20 protein-coding genes and 1 pseudogene are annotated in these 21706 nt (G+C 65.2%); 12 read left to right on the top strand and 9 right to left on the bottom strand.

Translation table 11 applies throughout. From position 1 onward, the window contains the following. Positions 1 to 89: 89 nt before the first annotated feature. Positions 90 to 215, bottom strand: coding sequence for a helix-turn-helix domain-containing protein (locus LRS11_RS05980; protein WP_260496867.1), 126 nt, complete (start codon positions 213 to 215; stop codon positions 90 to 92). A gap of 86 nt (positions 216 to 301) precedes the next feature. Next, positions 302 to 1066: pseudogene (locus tag LRS11_RS05975) on the bottom strand (GlxA family transcriptional regulator); the annotation flags it as partial. A 146-nt stretch (positions 1067 to 1212) separates the two neighbouring features. On the opposite strand from LRS11_RS05975, the gene LRS11_RS05970 reads away from it, so the two are divergent. Together LRS11_RS05970 and LRS11_RS05965 are read left to right on the top strand one after the other, a co-directional pair. Continuing rightward, positions 1213 to 2034 carry a S9 family peptidase gene (locus LRS11_RS05970; protein WP_260495973.1) on the top strand — a complete coding sequence of 274 codons (822 nt, stop codon included), beginning with the start codon at positions 1213 to 1215 and terminating at the stop codon, positions 2032 to 2034. A gap of 37 nt (positions 2035 to 2071) precedes the next feature. Then, positions 2072 to 2866 carry a thioesterase family protein gene (locus LRS11_RS05965; protein WP_260495972.1) on the top strand — a complete coding sequence of 265 codons (795 nt, stop codon included), beginning with the start codon at positions 2072 to 2074 and terminating at the stop codon, positions 2864 to 2866. Here the strand turns inward: LRS11_RS05965 and LRS11_RS05960 are convergent. Both LRS11_RS05960 and LRS11_RS05955 read right to left on the bottom strand, forming a co-directional pair. Then, positions 2863 to 3768, bottom strand: a complete 906-nt coding sequence (locus tag LRS11_RS05960) for a LysR substrate-binding domain-containing protein (protein WP_260495971.1) — start codon at positions 3766 to 3768, stop codon at positions 2863 to 2865. The genes LRS11_RS05965 and LRS11_RS05960 overlap by 4 nt on opposite strands. 377 nt (positions 3769 to 4145) lie before the next feature. Then, complete coding sequence (locus tag LRS11_RS05955) at positions 4146 to 4289, bottom strand: hypothetical protein (RefSeq protein ID WP_260495970.1); 144 nt, start codon at positions 4287 to 4289, stop codon at positions 4146 to 4148. 383 nt (positions 4290 to 4672) lie between these two features. On the opposite strand from LRS11_RS05955, the gene LRS11_RS05950 reads away from it, so the two are divergent. The 3 genes from LRS11_RS05950 (at position 4673) to aspA (ending at position 8856) form a co-directional block, all read left to right on the top strand. Further along, the gene (locus LRS11_RS05950; protein ID WP_260495969.1) at positions 4673 to 6121 is read left to right on the top strand and encodes an alanine/glycine:cation symporter family protein; all 1449 of its coding nucleotides are present in this window, start codon (positions 4673 to 4675) and stop codon (positions 6119 to 6121) included. A 104-nt stretch (positions 6122 to 6225) separates the two neighbouring features. Continuing rightward, positions 6226 to 6981, top strand: a complete 756-nt coding sequence (locus LRS11_RS05945; RefSeq protein ID WP_260495968.1) for a substrate-binding periplasmic protein — start codon at positions 6226 to 6228, stop codon at positions 6979 to 6981. Positions 6982 to 7431: 450 nt separating this feature from the next. Continuing rightward, positions 7432 to 8856 (top strand): aspartate ammonia-lyase, encoded by a 1425-nt coding sequence (gene aspA / locus LRS11_RS05940; RefSeq protein ID WP_260495967.1) that lies wholly within the window; start codon positions 7432 to 7434, stop codon positions 8854 to 8856. 131 nt (positions 8857 to 8987) lie between these two features. Here the strand turns inward: aspA and LRS11_RS05935 are convergent, their stop codons facing one another. Both LRS11_RS05935 and LRS11_RS05930 read right to left on the bottom strand, forming a co-directional pair. Continuing rightward, positions 8988 to 9695 carry a hypothetical protein gene (locus tag LRS11_RS05935; RefSeq protein ID WP_260495966.1) on the bottom strand — a complete coding sequence of 236 codons (708 nt, stop codon included), beginning with the start codon at positions 9693 to 9695 and terminating at the stop codon, positions 8988 to 8990. A gap of 76 nt (positions 9696 to 9771) precedes the next feature. Then, entirely contained in the window at positions 9772 to 10584 is an 813-nt protein-coding gene (locus tag LRS11_RS05930; protein WP_260495965.1) for a helix-turn-helix transcriptional regulator, read from the bottom strand. 177 nt (positions 10585 to 10761) lie between these two features. Between LRS11_RS05930 and LRS11_RS05925 the strand changes: the two genes are divergently transcribed. From LRS11_RS05925 to LRS11_RS05915, 3 genes are all read left to right on the top strand, one after another. Beyond that, positions 10762 to 12207: an alanine/glycine:cation symporter family protein gene (locus LRS11_RS05925; protein ID WP_260495964.1), complete on the top strand. Its 1446-nt coding sequence runs from the start codon at positions 10762 to 10764 to the stop codon at positions 12205 to 12207. Positions 12208 to 12451: 244 nt separating this feature from the next. Next, entirely contained in the window at positions 12452 to 12898 is a 447-nt protein-coding gene (locus tag LRS11_RS05920) for a GNAT family N-acetyltransferase (protein ID WP_260495963.1), read from the top strand. A gap of 4 nt (positions 12899 to 12902) precedes the next feature. Beyond that, positions 12903 to 13895: an asparaginase gene (locus tag LRS11_RS05915; RefSeq protein WP_260495962.1), complete on the top strand. Its 993-nt coding sequence runs from the start codon at positions 12903 to 12905 to the stop codon at positions 13893 to 13895. 82 nt (positions 13896 to 13977) lie between these two features. On the opposite strand, the gene glsB is transcribed toward LRS11_RS05915, so the two are convergent. Continuing rightward, a complete protein-coding gene (gene glsB / locus LRS11_RS05910) occupies positions 13978 to 14901 on the bottom strand; it encodes a glutaminase B (protein ID WP_260495961.1) in 924 nt (307 codons plus the stop codon). A 206-nt stretch (positions 14902 to 15107) separates the two neighbouring features. Between glsB and LRS11_RS05905 the strand changes: the two genes are divergently transcribed. The 3 genes from LRS11_RS05905 to LRS11_RS05895 all read left to right on the top strand — a co-directional run bounded on the left by LRS11_RS05905 (position 15108) and on the right by LRS11_RS05895 (position 17798). Next, positions 15108 to 16136 (top strand): histone deacetylase family protein, encoded by a 1029-nt coding sequence (locus tag LRS11_RS05905; RefSeq protein WP_260495960.1) that lies wholly within the window; start codon positions 15108 to 15110, stop codon positions 16134 to 16136. 24 nt (positions 16137 to 16160) lie between these two features. After that, positions 16161 to 17270: a polyamine ABC transporter substrate-binding protein gene (locus LRS11_RS05900; protein ID WP_260495959.1), complete on the top strand. Its 1110-nt coding sequence runs from the start codon at positions 16161 to 16163 to the stop codon at positions 17268 to 17270. A gap of 189 nt (positions 17271 to 17459) precedes the next feature. Next, entirely contained in the window at positions 17460 to 17798 is a 339-nt protein-coding gene (locus LRS11_RS05895) for a hypothetical protein (protein WP_260495958.1), read from the top strand. A gap of 259 nt (positions 17799 to 18057) precedes the next feature. Here LRS11_RS05895 and LRS11_RS05890 read toward each other — a convergent pair whose 3' ends face one another. Continuing rightward, positions 18058 to 19095, bottom strand: coding sequence for a low specificity L-threonine aldolase (locus LRS11_RS05890; protein WP_260495957.1), 1038 nt, complete (start codon positions 19093 to 19095; stop codon positions 18058 to 18060). Between the two features lie 388 nt (positions 19096 to 19483). Here LRS11_RS05890 and LRS11_RS05885 point away from each other — a divergent pair, with 388 nt between their 5' ends. Beyond that, positions 19484 to 19699 carry a DUF1127 domain-containing protein gene (locus tag LRS11_RS05885; protein ID WP_260495956.1) on the top strand — a complete coding sequence of 72 codons (216 nt, stop codon included), beginning with the start codon at positions 19484 to 19486 and terminating at the stop codon, positions 19697 to 19699. 191 nt (positions 19700 to 19890) lie between these two features. Here the strand turns inward: LRS11_RS05885 and oadA are convergent, their stop codons facing one another. After that, positions 19891 to 21699, bottom strand: a complete 1809-nt coding sequence (gene oadA / locus LRS11_RS05880; protein WP_260495955.1) for a sodium-extruding oxaloacetate decarboxylase subunit alpha — start codon at positions 21697 to 21699, stop codon at positions 19891 to 19893. Between the last annotated feature and the right edge of the window lie 7 nt (positions 21700 to 21706).

Below are 21706 nucleotides of genomic sequence, written 5' to 3'. Positions count from 1 at the left end.
GGGCTCAGAAGTGCAGCGAACAGCCCACCGCAGCCGGCTCGGTGTACTGCCTGCGGCGAGCGGCACGCCGCCCCTTACGCGGCTGGCCTCTACGGCGCCGAGAAGTCCGCGCCGGCCTGGCGCTGGCTGTTGAAGCGGCTTCTGTAGGCCCCCGGCGAGATGCCCACCCGCTGCTTGAACAGGCGGCGAAAGGAGCTGCCGTCCTCGTAGCCCACCTGCTGGGTGATGCGGTCGAAGTTCTCCTGCCCCCCTCCAGCAGGTGCTTGGCCCGGTCGATGCGCAGGTTCTGCAGATACTGCCCTGGCGTCACGCCCGTGGCCTCCTTGAAACGGCGGATCAGGTTGCGCTGGCTGAGAGCGAAGCGCTCGGCCACCTGCTCCAGGTCGATGGGCTGGGCCAGGTGTTTCTCCAGCCAGACCTGCACCTTGAGGATGTCGCGATCCTGATGGTTCTTGTTGAAGTGGTCGCTCATGTAGGGGGTCTGCAGGCGCTCGGCACTGTCGACCAGCAGCTTCTTCGAGCATTCGGCCGCCAGTTGGGGCGAGGCGAAGCGGCGGATGATGTGCAGCAGCAGGTCGCTGCCGGTGGTCGAGCCAGCCGAGCAGAGCAGCAGGCCGTCATCGGTCACACTGCGCTCGGCCTGCAGCCGCACCCGCGGGAAACGCCGGGCGAACTGCTCGCTGAAGATCCAGTGGGTGGTGGCGCGCTTGCCCTCCAGCAGGCCGGCCTGGGCGGTGACGAAGGTGCCGGTGCACATGCTGGCGATGTAGCTGTTGCGCCCGTGATGGTGACGCAGCCAGGCGTATACCGGCTCCAGCTCTGGCAATACCGTGAGAATGTTGAACATGAAGCCCGGCACTATGATCAGGTCGGTCTCCTCGATCTCGGCTAGGGCCTTCTGCGGGGTCAGGCGCAGGCCTCCCGTGCAACTGACGGACCCGCCGTCGATGGACGCGCTCTGCACTTCGAAGGGCTCGCCGCCGGTGGCAAGCCGCTGCAGCACATTGGCGCACTCGAGGAACTCCAGGGCCGCAGAAACACTGGTAGCCGAACAGCGCTCGGCCATCAGAACAGTCACTCTCATCTCACACGCCCTCGTCTCGCGCGAATCTCGCACGCTTTCCGTCACTTTCACCCATGTTGGCCCCGCGCCGCGCCACCTAGCATGCACCGCATGGGGATGAAGCCCCAGTGAGCAAAGGAAACGTGGCGATGAAAAATACAGCCTATCGGCTATTCAAAAAACCCTTCTTCGGCCGTTTCATGCGCCCCTGGCGCTGGCCCGAGCAGATCGATCCGCAGCCCTGGCAACGCCTGACCATCGACAGCAGCTCCGGGGCGCGCCTGTCGGCCCTGCTGGCCGAGAGCCATGCACCCGAGGCCAAGGGCGCGATCCTGCTGGCCCACCCCATGGGCACGGTGGCCAAGGGCTTCTGGCTGAAGCAGGGCCACGCCGAACTGCTGCGCGCAGCCGGCTATCACGTGATGCTGTTCGACCTCAACGGCTTCGGCGAGAGCAGCTCCACAACCATGGACTACCCCCTGGATGTGCTGGCCGCCGGCCAGGCGCTGCAGCAGCACTACCCGCAGCTGCCGCTGGCGGTGCTCGGCGCCTCCATGGGCGCGGCCATGAGCCTGTGCGCCCTGGCCCAGCCAGGACACCCGTTCAAGGCGGCGGTGCTCGAAGCGGCCTTCCCCACCCTGCTGCACTTCTGGCGTCGCTACCCCATCCCCAGCCTCGGCATCCGCCTGTCGATGCTGCTCTACCCGGCTGGCGAACGGCGCCTGCGCCCGCTACATGCCGCCGAACGCCTGGTCGGCAAGCCGCCGCTGCTGATGATCTATGGCGAAGACGACGACTACACCCCAGTGGAGGACGGCCTACAGCTGCACCTGGCCCTCAGCGGCACCACCCATACCGAGTTCTGGCGGGTGCCGGGGGCCGCGCACACCCTGGCCTACACAGCTCAGCCGCAGGCCTATGCGCAGCGGGTAACCGCCTTCCTCGACACCTATCTGGCCAGCCACAACTGAGCCCTGAATTACCCATAGCCCAACCAGAGGATCGAGCATGACCTTCGACGAAATGCTGCGCGCAGCCTGTGATGCATCGCCCACCCAGATACAGATTCCGCAACACTGGGGCCAGGGTAGAGCCACCTTCGGCGGGCTGCTGGCCGCCTGCCTGTTCGACAAGATTCAACCACAGGTCGCCGCCGGGCGACCGGTGCGCTCACTCATGCTGTCCTTCGTCGCGCCCGTGGCCCCTGGCATTCTGGACGTACAAATCGAGGTGCTGCGCGAGGGCAAGGCGGCAACCCAGGTCCAGGCCACGGCGGTTCAGCAAGATCAAGTGTGTGCCGTGATGCTGGCAAGCTTCGGCGGCGACCGCAGTTCGACGGTGAGCGTGGGCGCGCTGTCCGCACCGGCGTTCAAGGCCCCCGAGGCGGTGTCGCCCTTCCCCTTCATCGCCGGCCTAACGCCGGACTTCACCCAGCACTTCGACTATCGCTACACGGTCGGCAAGATGCCCTTCATGGGAGGCCAGGAGACCCGCATGGGCGGCTGGATCCGCTTGCGCGACCCCGGCGAGCAGGCCACCAGCGTGGCCGAGCTACTGTGCCTGCTGGACGCCTGGCCACCGGCGGTGTTCAGCCTGCTCAAGGCCCCAACGTCTGGCAGCTCGCTGAGCTGGACCGTCAGCTTCGCCGACACCCCGGACGACTGCGCGGCCGGCGACTGGTGGCAGTACCTGGCCGATATCCAACACGCGGCCAACGGCTACAGCCACATAGACGCCACAGTGTGGAACAAGCACGGCAACGCAGCGCTGATCAGTCGCCAGACCGTCAGCGTGTTTGCCTAAGCCGCGCCCAGGCCGCCCTCCAGCTTGCGCCAGAGCAGGCGCACCGCTGCCTTGCGCGACAGCTCGCAGCGGTACAGGCGGATCTCCAGCGGCACCTGCCAGTGCTCGGCGCCACAGATCACCAGCTCGCCGCGGGCCAGTTCGGCGGTCACCGACAGGCGCGGCACCCAGGCCACGCCGAGGCCCTGCATGGCCATGCTCTTCAGGCTGTCGGCCATCGCCGTTTCGTACAGCGTGGTCGAACGCAGCGCGCGCTGGCGCAGCAGCAGGTTGACCGAACGGCCGAGGAAGGCGCCGGCGCTGTAGGCCAGCAGCGGCACGCTCTGCCCGCTGTCGAGGTCGAACAGCGGCACGCCGGCCTCGTCCACCGCGCACACCGGCAGCATCGAGGTGGCGCCCAGGTGCAGCGAGGGGAAGATTTCCGGGGCCAGCTGCAGCGCCGCGTCCGGGTCGTAGTAGGCGAGGATCAGGTCGCAGGCGCCTTCGCGCAGGGCGTGGATCGCCTCGCCGACGTTGCTCGCCACCAGCCGCGTGGTCAGCGGCAGGCCTTCGCGGCGCAGGCGGGCGATCCACTCAGGGAAGAAGCCCAGGGTCAGCGAGTGCGCCGCGGCGATCTGCAGCACTTCGCCCTGCTGGCCCTCGACGTTGTGCAGGTGGCGCACCACCTCACCCAGTTGCTCGACCATGCTCCGCGCCGTGACCAAAAACAGCTGGCCGGACTCGGTGAGCTCCACCGGGGTGCGCGAGCGGTTGACCAGGGTCAGCCCCAGCGCCGCCTCCAGGCTGCGGATACGCCGACTGAAGGCCGGTTGGGTGACGAAGCGCTTCTCCGCCGCCTGGGAAAAGCTGCGGGTGGCGGCCAGGGTGACGAAGTCTTCCAGCCACTTGGTTTCCAGATTCATCGAGGCTCCGTGGGCGGATAAAGGCCGATTACACGTCCAAAGACTTTGGGGCGTCACACCAACACTATGCCGATTGTGCATAGCCCAGCTTTTAACAGCATTGGTCGTGAATGTGCTGCAGTCCTTACCTTACAGGGTATCGCTGAACCCGCCGCCTCTTCCAGAGCAGATCCCCATTATGTCCGCTGCCGCATCTTCCCGAGCTGGAAAAGACCTGCCTGGCATCCTGGAGATCGGCGCCCGGATCTATAGCGCCAGCCGTCCCCTGCGTGCAGTACAGACGTTCGCCGCGGCGGCGTACGGCTGTCGCACGGGGCGAAACGGGGTGCTTGAGCATGGCTTGAGCGCGTCGCACCTGGCGCCGTTCAGCGCCTGAGTCACGACGCATGCAGGGCATCGCAGGCGATGGCTTCGTCAACCAGAGCACTACCCGCACCAGGACGTGCGGGGCTTATGCGCCAACCCGGCGCATCGGCATAAGCCGGCAGGAAACCGGCAGCCAACGAGATGCTTATCGGCATCCAGGGCATACCTACAATAACTACACAGGGTGACCCCATGAAATTGATCGATCGCAGTCGTCTCTTCCCCCGCCAAACGTCAGGCCATCCCTGTCGCGCCAGCAGTCAGTCGGGTTAATCCCCGAGCGACTGCTAGCTGCCTGAACAGCCCGTTCAGTTGACTCAAGCCCGGTTTGTTAACCCTGTTGCATCCGCCATGGCTGGCCATGACGCGGCGCGGCAGTTCCGTGTCGGCGCACAAGCAAGCCGAGCTTGAACCACTGAACGGGCGCCCAGGTCATCTGGCCCACCCGTTGTCGACCGCCGGCGCCGTCCTATCCGGGCGTCGCCGCGGCGTCATCACTTTTTATCCCCCGATATCACCACAAGTGAGGGAGAGACCCATGTTGGATTTACTCAATGACCTGCTTTGGAGCAAGGTCCTGATCGTCGCCCTGGTCGGCCTCGGTCTGTACTTCTCGATTCGCTCGCGCTTCGTCCAATTCCGTTACTTCGGCGACATGTTCAGCATCTTCGCCGAAGCCTTCCAGCGTCAGCCGGGCCAGCTCAGCTCGTTCCAGGCGCTGATGCTCTCCGTGGCCGGCCGCGTCGGCGCCGGTAACATCGCCGGTGTGGCGGTGGCGATCATGCTCGGAGGCCCCGGCGCCGTGTTCTGGATGTGGCTGGTGGCGCTGGTCGGCATGGCCACCAGCTATTTCGAATGCTCCCTGGCGCAGCTGTACAAGCGCCGCGAGGCCGATGGCACCTACCGTGGCGGCCCGGCCTTCTACATCCTGCATGGCCTGGGTCAGCGCTGGCTGGCGGTGATCTTCTCGATCCTGCTGCTGGTGACCTTCGGCTTCGGCTTCAACGCCGTGCAGTCCTACACCGTGGCCACCTCGCTGCACGACACCTTCGGCGTGCCCACCTGGGCCAGCGGCCTGGCCCTGGTCGGCGTAATCGCCCTGATCATCTTCGGCGGCATCAAGCGCATCGCCAGCATGGCTGACGTGCTGGTACCGATCATGGCCTTCTCCTACATCGGCATGGCGCTGGTGGTGATCGGCATGAACATCAGCGAAGTGCCGGCGGTATTCACCCTGATCGTCAAGAGCGCCTTCGGCCTGGAGCCGGCCTTCGCCGGTGGTATCGGCGCGGCCATCCTGATGGGCGTCAAGCGCGGCCTGTTCTCCAACGAAGCCGGCCTGGGCAGTGCGCCGAACGTCGCCGCCGTGGCCGAGGTCAAGCACCCGGCTGCCCAAGGCATCGTGCAGTCGCTCAGCGTGTTCATCGACACCATCCTGGTGTGCACCAGCACCGCGCTGATCATCCTGCTCTCCGGTGTGTACCAGCCGGGCAGCGAGATGGCCGGTGTCGTGCTGACCCAGACCGCGCTGGCCGCCGAAGTCGGCGAGTGGGGCCGCATCTTTGTCAGCACCGCCCTGCTGCTCTTCGTCTTCACCACCCTGGTGTACAACTACTACCTGGGTGAGAACGCCCTGAGCTTCTTCAGCAGCAAGCGTGCCCTGCTGCAGGTCTATCGCGTGCTGGTCATCGCCCTGGTGATGTGGGGCTCGATGCAGGACCTGTCCACCGTGTTCGGCTTCGCCGACGTGACCATGGGCCTGCTGGCGCTGGTCAACCTGGCCGCCGTGACCCTGCTGTTCAAGACCGGCTTGCGCCTGATGCGCGACTACGACAACCAGCGCAAAGCTGGCGTGCAGTCGCCGGTACTGGATCCGCAGGCCTATGCCGACCTCGACCTGGATCCGGCCGCCTGGCCGCAGAGGCCGCTGACTGCCCGGTCCAGCGCGACCAGCCAGACGCCGGCCAACACGCTGCAACAACGCTAGAACCCTGCCGCCCGGACTCCGCTCCGGGCGCTTGCGTTGTGTCATAGGCCCCGCGCCGCCAGGTGGCAGGCGCGGGACTCTCTGTTTCACAGGAGTGCCAGATCATGCGTCATTATCTTTGCGCCGCTCTGTTGTTCTGCCTGCTGTTCAGCCCCCTGAGCCAGGCCCAGCTGCCGCCCGACTACAAGGTGGTGCTGCTCACCGAGAACTTCCCGCCCTTCAACATGGCCAGCAACGGCAAGAACTTCGCCCGCGACGCCAATATCCAGGGCATCAGCGCCGACATCGTGCGCGAGATGTTCAAGCGCGCCGCCATCGACTACAGCCTGACCCTGCGCTTCCCCTGGGACCGCATCTACAAGCAGGCCATGACCACCCCCAACCACGGCCTGTTCTCCACCTCCCTGAGCGAGGCGCGCAAGCCGCTGTTCAAGTGGGTAGGCCCCATCGCCCAGTACCAGAGCGTGCTGGTCGGCCTCAAGGACGGCGGCCCGCGCCCAACCGACATGGAGCAGGCCAAGGCCTACCGCATCGGCGCCTACCAGAGTGCGGCGGTCAGCCAGCACCTGGAGCGCCTGGGCTTCAAGCCGCAGAACGCCCTGCGCGACCAGGAAAATATCCACAAGCTGCAACGCGGGCGGATCGACCTGTGGGCCACCTCCGACCCGGTCTGGCGCGTCTACGCCAAGGAACAAGGGGTCGAGGGCCTGGACACCGTGCTGAGCTTCGAAACCTCGCAGCTCTACCTGGCGCTCAACAAGGACACCCCGGACGAGGTGGTGGAGCGCCTGCAACAGGCCCTGGAGCAGATGCGCCGCGAAGGCTACGGCAGCTGCACAAAAAATCCGCAGCTGTGCTGATGGCCTGCTCGTAAGTCAGACGGTCCGTGCCCTCTGGCACGGATCTGCGTAACGCCTGCCGGACCTCGCCGATTCGCATCCCGGACACGGCAGCGAAACCCGGCACGCCAATCTTCGGGCTCGGCACTATCCGCCAGGGAAAAGCTGCAGGTGGCGGCCAGGGTGACGACGTCTTCCAGGCACTTGGCTTCCAGGCTCATCGCAGCCCCGTAGCCCGGATGCAATCCGCGGCAGCAGGCGCAGGGACTTCCCGGATTACATCCGGGCTAGGCATTTTCACCCCAGGCAGTCGTTTGAAATTATGCACGCGCGACATTCACCCCAGGTCACCGCGACATTATGCCGATTGTGCATACCATAGCGTTTAACAGCATTAGCCGACAAACGGACTCAGGCCTAGTCTATTGGGCATCGCGGCACTCGCCGTATCTACCAGAGATAAATCTCATCATGTCCGCTGCTGCATCCACCCGCGTCGAAAAAGACCTGCTCGGCAAACTGGAAGTCCCCGCCGAGGCCTATTACGGCATCCAGACTCTGCGTGCCGTGCAGAATTTTCGTCTCTCCGGTGTACCGCTGTCGCATTACCCGAAACTGGTAGTGGCCCTAGCCATGGTCAAGCAGGCCGCCGCCGACGCCAACCGCGAGCTGGGCCACCTGTCCGCCGCCAAGCACACCGCGATCAGCACTGCCTGTGCGCGCATCATCCAGGGCGAGTTCCACGAGCAGTTCGTGGTCGACATGATCCAGGGCGGCGCCGGCACCTCGACCAACATGAACGCCAACGAGGTGATCGCCAACATCGCCCTGGAAGCCATGGGCCATGAGAAGGGCGAGTACCAGCACCTGCACCCGAACAACGACGTGAACATGGCGCAGTCGACCAACGACGCCTACCCCACCGCCATCCGCGTCGGCCTGCTGCTCGGCCATGACTACCTGCTCAACGCCCTCGACAAGCTGATCCAGTCGTTCGCCGCCAAGGGCCTGGAGTTCGGCCACGTGCTGAAGATGGGCCGCACCCAGCTGCAGGACGCCGTGCCGATGACCCTCGGCCAGGAGTTCCGCGCCTTCGCCGTGACCCTCGGCGAAGACCTGCAACACCTCAAGCGCCTGGCGCCCCTGCTGCTCACCGAGGTCAACCTGGGCGGCACCGCGATCGGCACCGGCATCAACGCCGACCCGGGCTACCAGAAGCTGGCGGTCGAGCGTCTGGCGATCATCAGCGGTCATCCGGTGGTGCCGGCAGCCGACCTGATCGAAGCCACCTCGGACATGGGCGCCTTCGTGCTGTTCTCCGGCATGCTCAAGCGCACTGCGGTCAAGCTGTCGAAGATCTGCAACGACCTGCGCCTGCTCTCCAGCGGCCCGCGCACCGGGATCAACGAGATCAACCTGCCGGCGCGCCAGCCGGGCAGCTCGATCATGCCGGGCAAGGTCAATCCGGTGATTCCGGAAGCGGTCAACCAGGTAGCCTTCGAAGTGATCGGCAACGACCTGGCCCTGACCATGGCGGCCGAAGGCGGCCAGCTGCAGCTGAACGTGATGGAGCCGCTGATCGCCTACAAGATCCTCGACTCGATCCGCCTGCTGACCCGCGCCATGGACATGCTGCGCGAGCACTGCATCGACGGCATCAGCGCCAACGAAGAGCATTGCCGCCGCCTGGTGGAGCAATCCATCGGTCTGGTCACCGCGCTCAACCCCTACATCGGCTACGAGAACGCCACGCGCATCGCCAAGGTCGCCCTGGATACCGGGCGCGGCGTGCTGGAACTGGTGCGCGAAGAGAAGCTGCTGGACGACGCCACCCTGGCCGACATCCTCCGCCCGGAAAACATGATCGCCCCACGCCTGGTGCCGCTGAAAGCCTGAGCCGGCGGCGCACGCTAGCGTGCACTGAACATCGACCGAGAGGCGCCCCCGCCTCTTTACCTTCAGGGATGGCTCCGGCCATCCCTTTTTTTGTCCGCGGAAAAGTGCCAGGCCCTCAAGCCGTAGCCCACTCATTGCACCAGGCATTCACCCTCTGCAAGGGTTTGCAGCAGGCGCTCGCGATACTGCGATTCACCATCGAATACTGCGACCGGCTCCTTCTGCGCATAGGGCTCGAGGAAGTCGAGGGTGACCATCAGCCTGTACACCTGGTAGCGCTTGCGCGACTGGCGAAAGCCGGGGCAGTCGGGGAAGTGATCGCGCACGACAACGGACTCCTCCTCGCAATTGTCGTCGTCCTCGTGCTCCTCGTAACGCTGCGTACCTTGCCGATAGCTCCTGCGGCCACAATCCAGACGTTGCACGCTCTTGCTGCAGAAGCCGGCCGCGGTACAGCTCTCGGAGCCGTTGCGCTCACTGGTCTCCGCCTGCACTTCGCGCCAGCGGGCCTGGATGTCGTAGGCCAGGCCACTGTCCACGCTGTCGATGAAGAAGGAGTTGCCGGCATAGTCCCCGGCCGTTACCCAGGCGCTGAAGCCGGATGTGGCGTCATGCAGCTTGAGCCGACCGATCAACCAGGGGTCCGGGGCAAACTGCAGACGCATGTGCCCCTGCTTGAGCACCACGTCATCCGTCAGCCGTAGTGGCTGGCTGTTCTCGGTGAACAGGTAGCCCTTGCCCGACAGGCTGCCGCACCCAGCCAGGGCCAGGCCGATCAACAAAGTAGCGCTGATTCGCAGGATCGCCCGCGGCATCCTGGCTGCGAGAAGGTGGCGCACGAGATATCACTCCATGATGGCTATGGCCGGCTTGGCTCGCCGTTCGACCTCGACCGTTGCAATAGATTCGCCGAGCCTATTCGATCTCGAACAGACCGTTCTTCAGCGGTTCCACCGTCAGGCGCAGGCGGATGTCGGCATCGATGCGCGGGTCGTCCGGGCGGTACAGGCCGATCTGCCGGTAGGCGTTGACCCGGTTGATCTCCGCGCCCATAAACTCCCAGACCACCCGGGTGCAGGCCGGATTACGGCCGTCGGCGCTGGAGACGCCGGTCTTCAGGCCGTTGAGGCGGGTGATGCGGCTCTTGAAGCTGGGGATGAGGATGGTCTGGCTCATCTCGTTGACGGTCAGCGACTCATAGTCCAGCAGGAACAGCCGGTCCTGCAGGGCGAAGGCTGCGCCCAGGTAGCGGCAGCGCACCCAGTCCTCGGCCTCGCCAGCCCGCGTGCGCTCCTGGCGTTCCTGACGCTCGAACAGGTAGGTGCCGCGCTCCTCGCGCAGGTGCACCAGCGACAGCAGGATGTAGCCCGGCACCGACATGCAGTTGGAGTATTCGAAGTAGTAGCCGCAGTAGCGGCTGAGGTTGCCGGCGTTGTCGCGCAGCGGCTGCAGCAACTCCAATAGCGGGTCGCCTTCACTGACCTTGCCCGGCGTGGTGCCGCGGGCACCGATCAGGCGGGCGAACTGCTCCGGCGGCTGGCCCAGCTCGTATTCCTCGACGCCGAAAAAATCGCAGATGCGCTTGAGGTTGTAGGGCGTCGGGCGGCTCTGGCCATTGAGGTATTTGTTGAACTGGGCGCGATTGATCGCCAGCTTGCGGCAAACCTCGGCGATCGAACGGTAATGGCTGCACAGCAGCTTGAGGTTATCGCCGAAATGCTCCGCCATGGCGCCCCTTCTGATAATGAGATTGCTAGTGATGCGAGTGACGCGATTCTAGCATCAACTCGCGTCAATTCGCCGCGACCCGCGAAATTGCCTCGGCGCCGTCCTTGGCCAACCATTCCGGGGCCGCACGGTGGCGCGGCCTCGCCCATCCAGAACAACAAGAGAGACAACCTCATCATGCTCGATCTTCTTAACGACCTGCTCTGGAGCAAGGTCCTCATCGTCGCCCTGGTCGGCCTCGGTCTGTACTTCTCGATTCGCTCGCGTTTCGTCCAATTCCGTTACTTCGGCGACATGTTCAGCATCTTCGCCGAAGCCTTCCAGCGTCAGCCGGGCCAGCTCAGCTCGTTCCAGGCGCTGATGCTCTCCGTGGCCGGCCGCGTCGGTGCCGGCAACATCGCCGGTGTGGCGGTGGCGATCATGCTCGGCGGCCCCGGTGCGGTGTTCTGGATGTGGCTGGTGGCCCTGCTCGGCATGGCCACCAGCTATTTCGAATGCTCCCTGGCCCAGCTGTACAAGCGCCGCGAAGCCGATGGCACCTACCGTGGCGGCCCGGCCTTCTACATCCTGCATGGCCTGGGTCAGCGCTGGCTGGCGGTGATCTTCTCGATCCTGCTGCTGGTGACCTTCGGCTTCGGCTTCAACGCCGTGCAGTCCTACACCGTGGCCACCTCGCTGCACGACACCTTCGGCGTGCCCACCTGGGCCAGCGGCCTGGCCCTGGTCGGCGTAATCGCCCTGATCATCTTCGGCGGCATCAAGCGCATCGCCAGCATGGCTGACGTGCTGGTACCGATCATGGCCTTCTCCTACATCGGCATGGCGCTGGTGGTGATCGGCATGAACATCAGCGAAGTGCCGGCGGTATTCACCCTGATCGTCAAGAGCGCCTTCGGCCTGGAGCCGGCCTTCGCCGGTGGTATCGGCGCGGCCATCCTGATGGGCGTCAAGCGCGGCCTGTTCTCCAACGAAGCCGGCCTGGGCAGTGCGCCGAACGTCGCCGCCGTGGCCGAGGTCAAGCACCCGGCTGCCCAAGGCATCGTGCAGTCGCTCAGCGTGTTCATCGACACCATCCTGGTGTGCACCAGCACCGCGCTGATCATCCTGCTCTCCGGCGTGTACCAGCCGGGCAGCGAGATGGCCGGCGTGATCCTGACCCAGAACGCGCTGGCTGCCGAAGTCGGCGAGTGGGGCCGCATCTTTGTCAGCACCGCCCTGCTGCTCTTCGTCTTCACCACCCTGGTGTACAACTACTACCTGGGTGAGAACGCGCTGAGCTTCTTCAGCAGCAAGCGTGCCCTGCTGCAGGTCTATCGCGTGCTGGTCATCGCCCTGGTGATGTGGGGCTCGATGCAGGACCTGTCCACCGTGTTCGGCTTCGCCGACGTGACCATGGGTCTGCTGGCACTGGTCAACCTGGCCGCGCTGTTCCTGCTGTTCAAGACCGGCCTGCGCCTGATGCGCGACTACGACAGCCAGCGCAAGGCGGGCGTGCAATCGCCGGTACTCGATCCGAAGGCCTATGCCGACCTCGATCTCGACCCGGCTGCCTGGCCGAGCAAGGCCAAGAGCGAAAGCGCCGACGCCCGCGCCGAGCTGGCTCACACCGCGCACCAGCGCTGAGTCAGCGCACTCAAGGATGAGGGGGCTTAGGCCCCCTTTTCTTTGGTTCTGTACCCGTTATGGGTTGAAGGCCTGAAGTGTAGGAGCGACCTTGGTCGCGATGCTCTTGTGTCGCCCCAATCGCGGGCAAGCCCGCTCCTACAAAAGCCTGCCCAACCACTAACGCAGACATCGCCTTTTGTTTGTCCAATCGCCGCCGTTTCGCCGTTACACTCGGGCGAAACCCCGCGCAAGGAGCCTGTGCATGTCTCTGCAAATCCGCCCCGTCACCGCCGCCGATCACGCCGCCTGGCTGCCGCTGTGGCAGGGCTACCAGCGCTTCTACCAGGCCGAGATTGCAGCCGAGGTCAGCGCCGTGACCTGGCAACGCTTCCTCGACCCCAGCGAGCCGATGCACGCCGCGCTGGCCTGGCAGGACGGCGTGGCCATCGGCCTGGTGCACTGGATCTTCCACCGCTCCTGCTGGACGGTCGGTGACTACTGCTACCTGCAGGATCTGTTCGTCGACAAAGCCGTGCGTAGCGGTGGCCATGGCCGCGCGCTGATCGAGCATGTGTATGCCGCCGCCCAGGCCGCTGGCGCCAGCCGCGTGCACTGGCTGACCCAGGAAGACAACGCCCAGGCGCGCCTGCTCTACGACCGGATCGCCAGCCGCTCCGGCTTTATCCAGTATCGTCACTTGTTTGGTTGACCCCATGAATCCGACCCAAAAGCTGCTGGTGTTGTATACCGGCGGCACCATCGGCATGCAGATGAGCGCCGCCGGGCTGGCCCCGGCCTCGGGCTTCGAAGCCCGCCTGCGCGCCGAACAGGCCGCCCACCCCGAGCGCCCGGCACCGGCCTGGCAGTTCGCCGAGCTGCTGCCGCCGCTGGACAGCGCCAACATGACCCAGGCCAACTGGCTGGCCATGCGCGACGCCATAGTCGCCGCCGTCGACAATCAGGGCTGCGATGCCGTGATACTGCTGCATGGCACCGACACCCTGGCCTACAGCGCGGCGGCCCTGAGCTTTCTGCTGCTCGGCCTCGGCGTGCCCGTTGTACTGACCGGCTCGATGCAACCGGCCGGTGTGCCCAGCAGCGATGCCTGGCCCAACCTGTTCGGCGCCCTGGCCCTGCTCGCCGAGGGCGTGGCGCCTGGCGTGCACCTGTATTTCAATGGCCAGCTGCTGCACGGCGCGCGCGCCAGCAAGCTGAAGAGCGAGGCCTTCGACGCCTTCCAGGACACCCGCCGGCCACGCCACGGCCAGTCTATCGACGCACTACCAAGCGCCCTGCACTACCGCCAGTCGCGCCGCCCGGTGGCGCTGGCCGTGCAGCCGCTGTTCCCCGGCCTGAGCGCGGCGCAACTGCGTGCGGTGCTGGCCAGCGGTGCCGAGGCGCTGCTGCTGGAATGCTATGGCAGTGGCACCGGACCGTCGGACAACCCCGAAATTCTCGCCGCCCTGCGCGAAGCGCATGAACGCGGCGTGGTACTGGCGGCGATCAGCCAGTGCGCCCAGGGCCATGTCGAGTTCGGCGTGTATGCCGCCGGCAGCGCCCTGGCGCAGACCGGCCTGGTCAGCGGCGGCGGCATGAGCCGCGAGGCGGCGCTGGGCAAGCTGTTCAGCCTGCTCGGCGCCGGCCTACCCCAGGCCGAGGTGGAGCGCCTGTTCGCCCTCGACCTGTGCGGCGAGCTGGCCGAGTAAGCACAAGGCGTCAGGCCTACCCCAAACCGTCCCCTCTCCCGTTTACGGGAGAGGGCTAGGGAGAGGGGTCGTTGCCTGGCCCTCAGCGATTCAGCGGTGAAAACACCGAGCCGCCGATCCGCTCGCTGAGCAGCTCCAGCGCCGCCATGCCGGCCAGCGAGTTGCCGGCCGGGTTCAGTTCCGGCGACCACACGCACACGCTGAAACGCCCCGGCACCACCGCGACAATGCCGCCGCCGACCCCGCTTTTTCCCGGCAGGCCGACGCGGTAGGCGAAGTTGCCGGCCTCGTCGTACAAACCGCTGGTGGCCATGATCGCATTGACCTGCTGGGTCTGCCGCGGCGTCAGCAGTTGTTCGCCGCTGTGCGTGCACAGCCCCTGGTTGGCCAGGAAGCCGCAGGCGCGCGCCAGGTCGACGCAGTTCATCGCCAGCGCGCAGTGGTGGAAATAGCTGCGCAGCACCGTCTCGACATCGTTGTGGAAATTGCCGAAGGCCTGCATCAGGTAGGCCGCGGCGGCGTTGCGCGCGCGGTGCTGGTATTCCGACTCGGCGACCTTCATGTCCGCCACCACATGCAGGTTGCCGGACAGGCGGCGGGCGAAGTCGCGCATGGACAGCGCCGGGGCGGCGAAGCGCGACTCATTGATATCGCAGATCACCAGCGCGCCGGCATTGATGAACGGGTTGCGCGGTCGGCCGCGCTCGAATTCCAGCTGCACCAGCGAATTGAACGGCTGGCCGGACGGCTCGTGGCCAAGGCGCTGCCAGATGTCTTCGCCGGAATGCTGGATCGCCTGGACCAGGCTGAACACCTTGGAGATGCTCTGGATGGAGAACGCTGTGGTCGCGTCACCGGCGGTGTGCAGGCTGCCATCGACGCCGTACACGGCGATGCCCAGCTGGTTGGCCGGCACCTCGGCCAGTGCCGGAATGTAGTCGGCGACCTTGCCCTGGCCAAGCAGCGGCCGGACCTGATCCAGAATCTCGTTCAACAACGCCTGCATGCTCGACCTCTTCCGTGTACGGGTGCCGGAATAGACGCGCGCCGGCCACGCGCCATCACAGTGCCGGGCTGGCCGTTTGCAACCCGTGGTGGCCACTCTCGCTGACACAATGGCCGGAATTATCCCTTTGTTGGCCGGGGTTATCGTTCTCCCGGCTCGGCCACGGCGCCAACAATGCGCCCAGCCCGTCCGAGGAGAACAACCAGATGCTGACCATCTACAGTGACGACCACCGCCTGCACCACGCCCAGGGCGAGATGGTCGGCGGTGAACACAAACCCTGCTTCGAAATGCCGGCGCGCGCCGACCATGTGCTGGCCCGCGTGCAGGCGCAGCAGCTCGGCGAGATCCGCGCACCGCAGGACTTCGGCCTGGCCCCGATCGCACGCATCCACAGCGCCGATTACCTGGAGTTCCTGCAGCAGGCCTGGGCCGGCTGGGCCGCCCAGGGCAACAGCGCCGACTTCCTGCCCGGTGTGTTCCCGGCCCGGCATATGCGCGCCAAGCGCCCGGACGATCTCTACGGCCAGTACGGCTTCCACAGTTTCGACTGCTTCGCGCCGATCACCGCCGGCACCTGGCAGGCCGTGTACAGCTCGGCTCAGGTCGCCCTGACCGCCCAGCGCGAAGTCGCCGCCGGCGCGCGCAGTGCCTTTGCCCTGTGCCGTCCGCCGGGCCACCACGCCAGCAGCGATGTGATGGGCGGCTACTGCTACCTGAACAACGTCGCCATCGCCGCCCAGGCCTTCCTCGACCAGGGCGCTGCGCGGGTGGCTATCCTCGATGTCGACTACCACCACGGCAACGGCACCCAGTCGATCTTCTATGAACGCGCCGACGTATTCGTCGCCAATATCCACGGCAGCCCAAGCTTCGAGTACCCGCACTTTCTCGGCTATGCCGATGAGACCGGCGCGGGTTCCGGCGCGGGCTACAACCTCAACCTGCCATTGGCCGCCGGCAGCGCCTGGGATGTCTGGGGCGCGGCCCTGGACAGCGCCTGCCAGCGCATCGCCGACTACGCGCCGGACGTGGTGCTGGTGTCCCTCGGCGTCGACACCTACAAGGACGATCCGATCTCGCGCTTCAAGCTCGACAGCCCGGATTACCTGCGCATGGGCCAGCGCATCGCCGCGCTCGGCAAGCCGACCCTGTTCGTCATGGAGGGTGGTTACGCGGTGGCGGAAATCGGCATCAACGCGGTCAACGTACTCGAAGGTTTCCAGGGCGCCTGAGGCGCCATCAATGAGGAGAACAAGATGAACAAACTCCAGCAACTGTTCGGCATCACCCTCTGCGGCAGCGCCCTGCTGACCGGCGCGGTGCAGGCGCAAGCAGCAGAACAGCGTGAACTGCGCGTGTACAACTGGGCGGACTACATGCTGCCCGAAGTGCCCAAGGAGTTCGCCAAGAACACCGGCATCAAGCTGACCTGGGACACCTACGAGTCCAACGAAGCCCTCGAAGCCAAGCTGCTGGCCGGCAACTCCGGCTACGACCTGGTGGTGCCGACCAACACCTTCCTCGACACCCAGATCAAGGCCGGCGTCTACCAGAAACTAGACAAGGCCAAGCTGCCCAACTGGCAACACCTGGACCCCAACCTGCTCAAGCTGATGAGCGCCAACGACCCCGGCAACCAGTACGCCGTGCCCTACATGTACGGCACCGTGCTGCTCGGCTACAACCCGGACAAGGTCAAGGCCGCGCTCGGCGACAACGCGCCACTGAACAGCTGGGACCTGGTGTTCAAGCCGGAGAACATGGAGAAGCTGAAGAGCTGCGGCGTGGCCATGCTGGATTCGCCCGCCGAGATCCTGCCGATTGCTCTCGACTACCTGGGCCTGGATCCGAACAGCACCAACCCGGCCGACTACGACAAGGCCACCGAGTTGCTGCTGAAAGTCCGCCCCTACGTCGCCTACTTCCACTCGGCCAAGTACATGACCGACATCGCCAACGGCGACATCTGCGTGGCCATCGGCTACTCGGGCAGCTTCTACCAGTTCGCCAACCGCGCCAAGGAAGCCGGCAACGGCGTAGTGGTGAAGTGGAAGCTGCCGCAGGAAGGCGCGCCACTGTGGTACGACTCCTTCGCCATCCCGGCCGATGCCAAGAACGTCGACGAGGCCCACGCCTTCCTCGACAACCTGCTGCAGCCCAAGGTGGTGGCGCCGATCAGCGATTTCCTCGGCTACCCCAACCCGAACCAGGACGCCATGGCGCTGGTCAGCGCCGCGATCCGCGACGATGCCGACCTGACCCCGCCGCCGGCCGCGCAGGCAAACCTCTACGTGCTGCAGCCGCTGCCGCAGAAGATCGAGCGCGTACGCACCCGCGTCTGGAGCAAGATCAAGACGGGTAACTGAACACCGGGCGCGACAGCGGAAACGGAACCGGCCTCAGGGCCGGTTCTGCATTTCGGCATGCAGCTTATCGGCAAGCCGCCACGCGGTTGGACAAGCCCGATAGCGACTGCTTAGGTGAACAGTCAGGAACGCCGCCGGCCGGCCATGGCTCTGGCGTCCGCTGCCGACTGCCACGCCAGGAGCCATCCGATGAAAAATCTGTTGCTCGCCGCCCTACTCGTCACCAGCACGGCGGCGCATGCTGCCAACCTGCCCGCGTTCAACGTCACCTGCCCGACCGATATCAGCGTGCGCGCCGAAGCCGGCGGCCCGGTGTATATCAACGACCAGCAGGCCACCCTGCACAAGTTCAGCGAGCAGTACTTCGAGGCCAAGGGCGAAGGCATGACCGTCTCCGTCAGCCTCACCGCCAGTGGCACGCCGACGGTGTCCTACACCGGCAAGCAGGGCGCCAATGGCATCTGCGAGGAAAAGCAGGAAGACCCGGCAGCAGAAACCGCGCCGCCAACCCAGCCGGACGAGCAGTAGTAAGCCGCGATGCTCAGAACCTTTTTACGATCTTTTGGACTAGAGCCAGGCAAGGCGCAATGACCAACGGGAGTAACAGCCGCAGGCTGGCCCGAAGGGTGAGCGCCAGCGAATCAAACAGGCGAGGAAGCGGAGTTTACGAGCTGTAAATAAGCATGACTCGTTTCCACTCGCCCTTCGGGTCGCGCTGAAGCGCGTTAGCCGCAAGCGGCTTTCCGAGCCTGTTTTTAACGCGGCATGGCAGATCGTAAACAGGTTCTCAGGCCATGGCCTTGCGAATATCCGCCGCCAGCTCGCGCACCCGCGCTTCCTCGGTATCCCAGGAACACATGAAGCGCGCGCCACCGGCGCCGATGAAGGTGTAGAAGCGCCAGCCCCACGCGCGCAGGCGCTCGATGGCCGGCTCGCTGAGCTGCAGGAACACGCCGTTGGCCTGCACCGGGAACATCAGGCTGACGCCCGGCACATCCGCCACCAGCTCGGCCAGCAGGCGCGCGCAGCGGTTGGCGTGATTGGCGTAGCGCAGCCAGGCGTCATCCTGCAGCAGGCCGACCCAGGGGGCGGAGAGGAAGCGCATCTTCGAGGCCAGCTGGCCGGCCTGCTTGCAGCGGTAGTCGAAGTCTTCGGCCAGGGCCCTGTTGAAGAACAGGATGGCCTCGCCGACCGCCATGCCGTTCTTGGTGCCGCCGAAGCACAGCACGTCGACGCCGGCCTGCCAGGTCAGCTCGGCCGGGCTGCAGCCGAGGAAGGCGCAGGCGTTGGAGAAGCGTGCGCCGTCCATATGCAGGTTGAGGCCGAGCTCCTTGCACACCTGGCTGATCGCCCGCACTTCATCCGGGCTGTAGACGGTGCCGACCTCGGTGGCCTGGGTCAGGGTCACCACCCGCGGTTTCGGGTAGTGGATGTCCTGGCGCTTGAGTGCCACCTCGCGAATCGAATCCGGGGTCAGCTTGCCGCTGGAGGTAGCGGCGGTGAGCAGCTTGGAGCCGTTGGAGAAGAACTCCGGGGCGCCGCACTCGTCGGTCTCGACGTGGGCAGTCTCCGAGCAGATCACGCTGTGGTAGCTCTGGCACAGGCTGGACAGGGCCAGGGAGTTGGCCGCGGTGCCGTTGAAGGCGAAGAACACCTCGCAATCGGTCTCGAACAGCTGGCGGAACTGGTCGGCGGCCCGCGCCGTCCACTGATCCTCGCCGTAGGCGCGCTGGTGCCCCTGGTTGGCCTCGGCCATGGCGGCCCAAGCTTCCGGACAGATGCCGGAATAGTTGTCGCTGGCGAATTGTTGGGTCTGGTCAGGCATGACGATTTCCTTGCTGAACATTCGGGCACAAGCATGGAACAAGACGCGCCATTACGCCGAGGCGCCACACCCGTGCCCGGGCAAAAACACAGCGTCAGCCGGCAATAACAGATCGACTGGATACGGGACAGTAGAAAAACTGTACCTGCATGAATCTATCGCCATGCTCACCATTTACAGACGAAAGTCCTGCATTAATACAGCACCCCAGACTTTTCACTTATGACCAGTACAGTTGTGTGCATAGAAGCGGAACAGTTACCAAGCCGGCTAACGAATAGCCCTGCAATTTAATCCAGCTGTGCCTACAAAATCGACCATTTAGTCAGGAAAATACTTAGCAGACGAACACACTCTCACCCCGCCACAAGCGGAAGGAAGCACCACCATGGAACGTACCCTCAGTTCCGACTCGCTCTTTCAAGACAGCTCCTCGAATGTACGTGGCAACCTGCCGCTGCAGATCATCGCCACCCTGCTGCTGTGGAAACGCCGCATCATCAGCCGCCATCAGCTGGCCCGTCTGGACGAGCGCCTGCTGGCCGACGCCGGCATCAGCCTCTATCAGCGTCAGGCCGAGATCAGCAAGCCGTTCTGGCGCTGAGTCGAACGCGTCACCGCGCAAAAGGGAAGCCGAGTGCTTCCCTTTTTTGTACCTGCGATCTGCGCGCTAGGTGCTGGGTAGGGCAGGTGAAACCCGCGTTGCCCGTGTCGCGGGTTGCACCCGCCCTACTCAGACCCGCGCATAAAAAGGGGAGCCTTGCGGCTCCCCACTGGGGACTTACTTACGACCGATCAGGCCTCGATCTCCACCAGCACTTCGCCGGGGGTGACCCGGTCACCCTTGGCCACATGGATGGCCTTGACGGTGCCGGCGATCGGCGCCTGCACTTCGGTTTCCATCTTCATCGCTTCGGTGATCAGCACGGCCTGGCCGGTCTTGACCACGTCGCCTTCTTTCACCAGTACCTCGACGATATTGCCCGGCATGGTGGTGCTGACATCGCCCGGCGCGCTGGCGTGCTTGCGCTTGTTGCCACCACCGCCGACGAAGTCGTTGAGCGGCTCGAACACCACTTCTTCCGGCATGCCGTCGATGGACAGGTAGAAGTGGCGCTTGCCGTCGCCCTTCACGCCCACGCCGGTGATATCCACGCGGTAGCTCTCGCCGTGCACGTCGATGATGAACTCGGTCGGCACACCCTCGCCGCCCACCGCCGCGACGCCGCCGGCTTCCGGAATCGGCAGCAGCACTTCCGGAGTCAGGGTGCCGGCGGCGCGCTCCTCGAGGAACTTGCGGCCGATGTCGGGGAACATGGCGTAGGTCAACACGTCTTCCTCGGACTTGGCCAGGGCGCCGATTTCGGCACGCAGCTTGGCCAGCTCCGGCGGGATCAGGTCAGCCGGGCGCACGTCGATGACGTCCTCGCTGCCAATCGCCTGCTTGCGCAGCTGCTCGTTGATCTTGCCCGGTGCCAGGCCGTAGCGGCCCTGCAGGTACAATTTCACCTCGTTGGTGATGGTCTTGTAGCGCTCGCCGGCGAGCACGTTGAACACCGCCTGGGTGCCGACGATCTGCGAGGTCGGCGTGACCAGCGGCGGGAAGCCGAGGTCTTCGCGCACCCGCGGGATCTCGGCAAACACTTCGTTGATGCGGTTGAGCGCGCCCTGCTCCTTCAGCTGGTTGGCCAGGTTGGACATCATCCCGCCCGGCACCTGGTTGACCTGCACGCGGGTGTCCACGGCGGTGAATTCGCTCTCGAACTGGTGGTACTTCTTGCGCACGGCGTGGAAGTACATGCCGATTTCCTGGATCAGCGGCAGGTCCAGGCCGGTGTCGAACTCGCTGCCGCGCAGGGCGGCGACCATCGACTCGGTGCCCGGATGGCTGGTGCCCCAGGCGAAGCTGGAGATGGCGGTGTCGATATGGTCGGCACCGGCCTCGATGGCCTTGAGCTGGCACATCGAGCCCATGCCGGCGGTGTCGTGGCTATGGATGAACACCGGCAGGTCGACTGCGGCTTTCAGCGCCTTGACCAGCTCGGCGGTGGCGAACGGCGTGAGCAGGCCGGCCATGTCCTTGATGGCGATGGAGTCGATGCCCATGGCCTGCATGGCCTTGGCCTGGGCGACGAAGGCGTCGACCGTATGCACCGGGCTGGTGGTGTAGCTGATGGTGCCCTGGGCGTGCTTGCCGGCGGCCTTCACTGCCTCGATGGAGACGCGCAGGTTACGTACGTCGTTCATCGCGTCGAAGATACGAAACACATCGATGCCATTCACTGCGGCCTTGGCCACGAAGGCGCGCACCACGTCGTCGCTGTAGTGGCGGTAGCCGAGCAGGTTCTGCCCGCGCAGGAGCATCTGCAGGCGGGTGTTGGGCAATGCGGCCTTGAGCTTGCGCAGGCGCTCCCACGGGTCTTCCTTGAGGAAGCGCACGCAGGCGTCGAAGGTCGCGCCGCCCCAGACTTCCAGCGACCAGTAGCCGACTTTGTCGAGCTTGGCGCAGATCGGCAGCATGTCTTCGGTGCGCATCCGCGTGGCGATGATCGACTGATGGGCGTCGCGCAGGATGGTGTCGGTGACCGTTATCTTCTTACTCATGTTCTGA

The sequence above is a fragment of the Pseudomonas sp. J452 genome (assembly GCF_024666525.1).
Lineage (GTDB): Bacteria > Pseudomonadota > Gammaproteobacteria > Pseudomonadales > Pseudomonadaceae > Aquipseudomonas.
This window is presented reverse-complemented; position numbering and strand designations above follow the sequence as displayed.

Bases quoted from the DNA above. Each gene is read 5' to 3' on its own strand.
- LRS11_RS05970 (WP_260495973.1), top strand. From the start codon at position 1,213: ATGAAAAATACAGCCTATCGGCTATTCAAAAAACCCTTCTTCGGCCGT.
- LRS11_RS05965 (WP_260495972.1), top strand. From the start codon at position 2,072: ATGACCTTCGACGAAATGCTGCGCGCAGCCTGTGATGCATCGCCCACC.
- LRS11_RS05960 (WP_260495971.1), bottom strand. From the start codon at position 3,768: ATGAATCTGGAAACCAAGTGGCTGGAAGACTTCGTCACCCTGGCCGCC.
- LRS11_RS05955 (WP_260495970.1), bottom strand. From the start codon at position 4,289: ATGCCGATAAGCATCTCGTTGGCTGCCGGTTTCCTGCCGGCTTATGCC.
- LRS11_RS05950 (WP_260495969.1), top strand. From the start codon at position 4,673: ATGTTGGATTTACTCAATGACCTGCTTTGGAGCAAGGTCCTGATCGTC.
- LRS11_RS05945 (WP_260495968.1), top strand. From the start codon at position 6,226: ATGCGTCATTATCTTTGCGCCGCTCTGTTGTTCTGCCTGCTGTTCAGC.
- aspA (WP_260495967.1), top strand. From the start codon at position 7,432: ATGTCCGCTGCTGCATCCACCCGCGTCGAAAAAGACCTGCTCGGCAAA.
- LRS11_RS05930 (WP_260495965.1), bottom strand. From the start codon at position 10,584: ATGGCGGAGCATTTCGGCGATAACCTCAAGCTGCTGTGCAGCCATTAC.
- LRS11_RS05925 (WP_260495964.1), top strand. From the start codon at position 10,762: ATGCTCGATCTTCTTAACGACCTGCTCTGGAGCAAGGTCCTCATCGTC.
- LRS11_RS05920 (WP_260495963.1), top strand. From the start codon at position 12,452: ATGTCTCTGCAAATCCGCCCCGTCACCGCCGCCGATCACGCCGCCTGG.
- LRS11_RS05915 (WP_260495962.1), top strand. From the start codon at position 12,903: ATGAATCCGACCCAAAAGCTGCTGGTGTTGTATACCGGCGGCACCATC.
- glsB (WP_260495961.1), bottom strand. From the start codon at position 14,901: ATGCAGGCGTTGTTGAACGAGATTCTGGATCAGGTCCGGCCGCTGCTT.
- LRS11_RS05905 (WP_260495960.1), top strand. From the start codon at position 15,108: ATGCTGACCATCTACAGTGACGACCACCGCCTGCACCACGCCCAGGGC.
- LRS11_RS05900 (WP_260495959.1), top strand. From the start codon at position 16,161: ATGAACAAACTCCAGCAACTGTTCGGCATCACCCTCTGCGGCAGCGCC.
- LRS11_RS05895 (WP_260495958.1), top strand. From the start codon at position 17,460: ATGAAAAATCTGTTGCTCGCCGCCCTACTCGTCACCAGCACGGCGGCG.
- LRS11_RS05890 (WP_260495957.1), bottom strand. From the start codon at position 19,095: ATGCCTGACCAGACCCAACAATTCGCCAGCGACAACTATTCCGGCATC.
- LRS11_RS05885 (WP_260495956.1), top strand. From the start codon at position 19,484: ATGGAACGTACCCTCAGTTCCGACTCGCTCTTTCAAGACAGCTCCTCG.
- oadA (WP_260495955.1), bottom strand. From the start codon at position 21,699: ATGAGTAAGAAGATAACGGTCACCGACACCATCCTGCGCGACGCCCAT.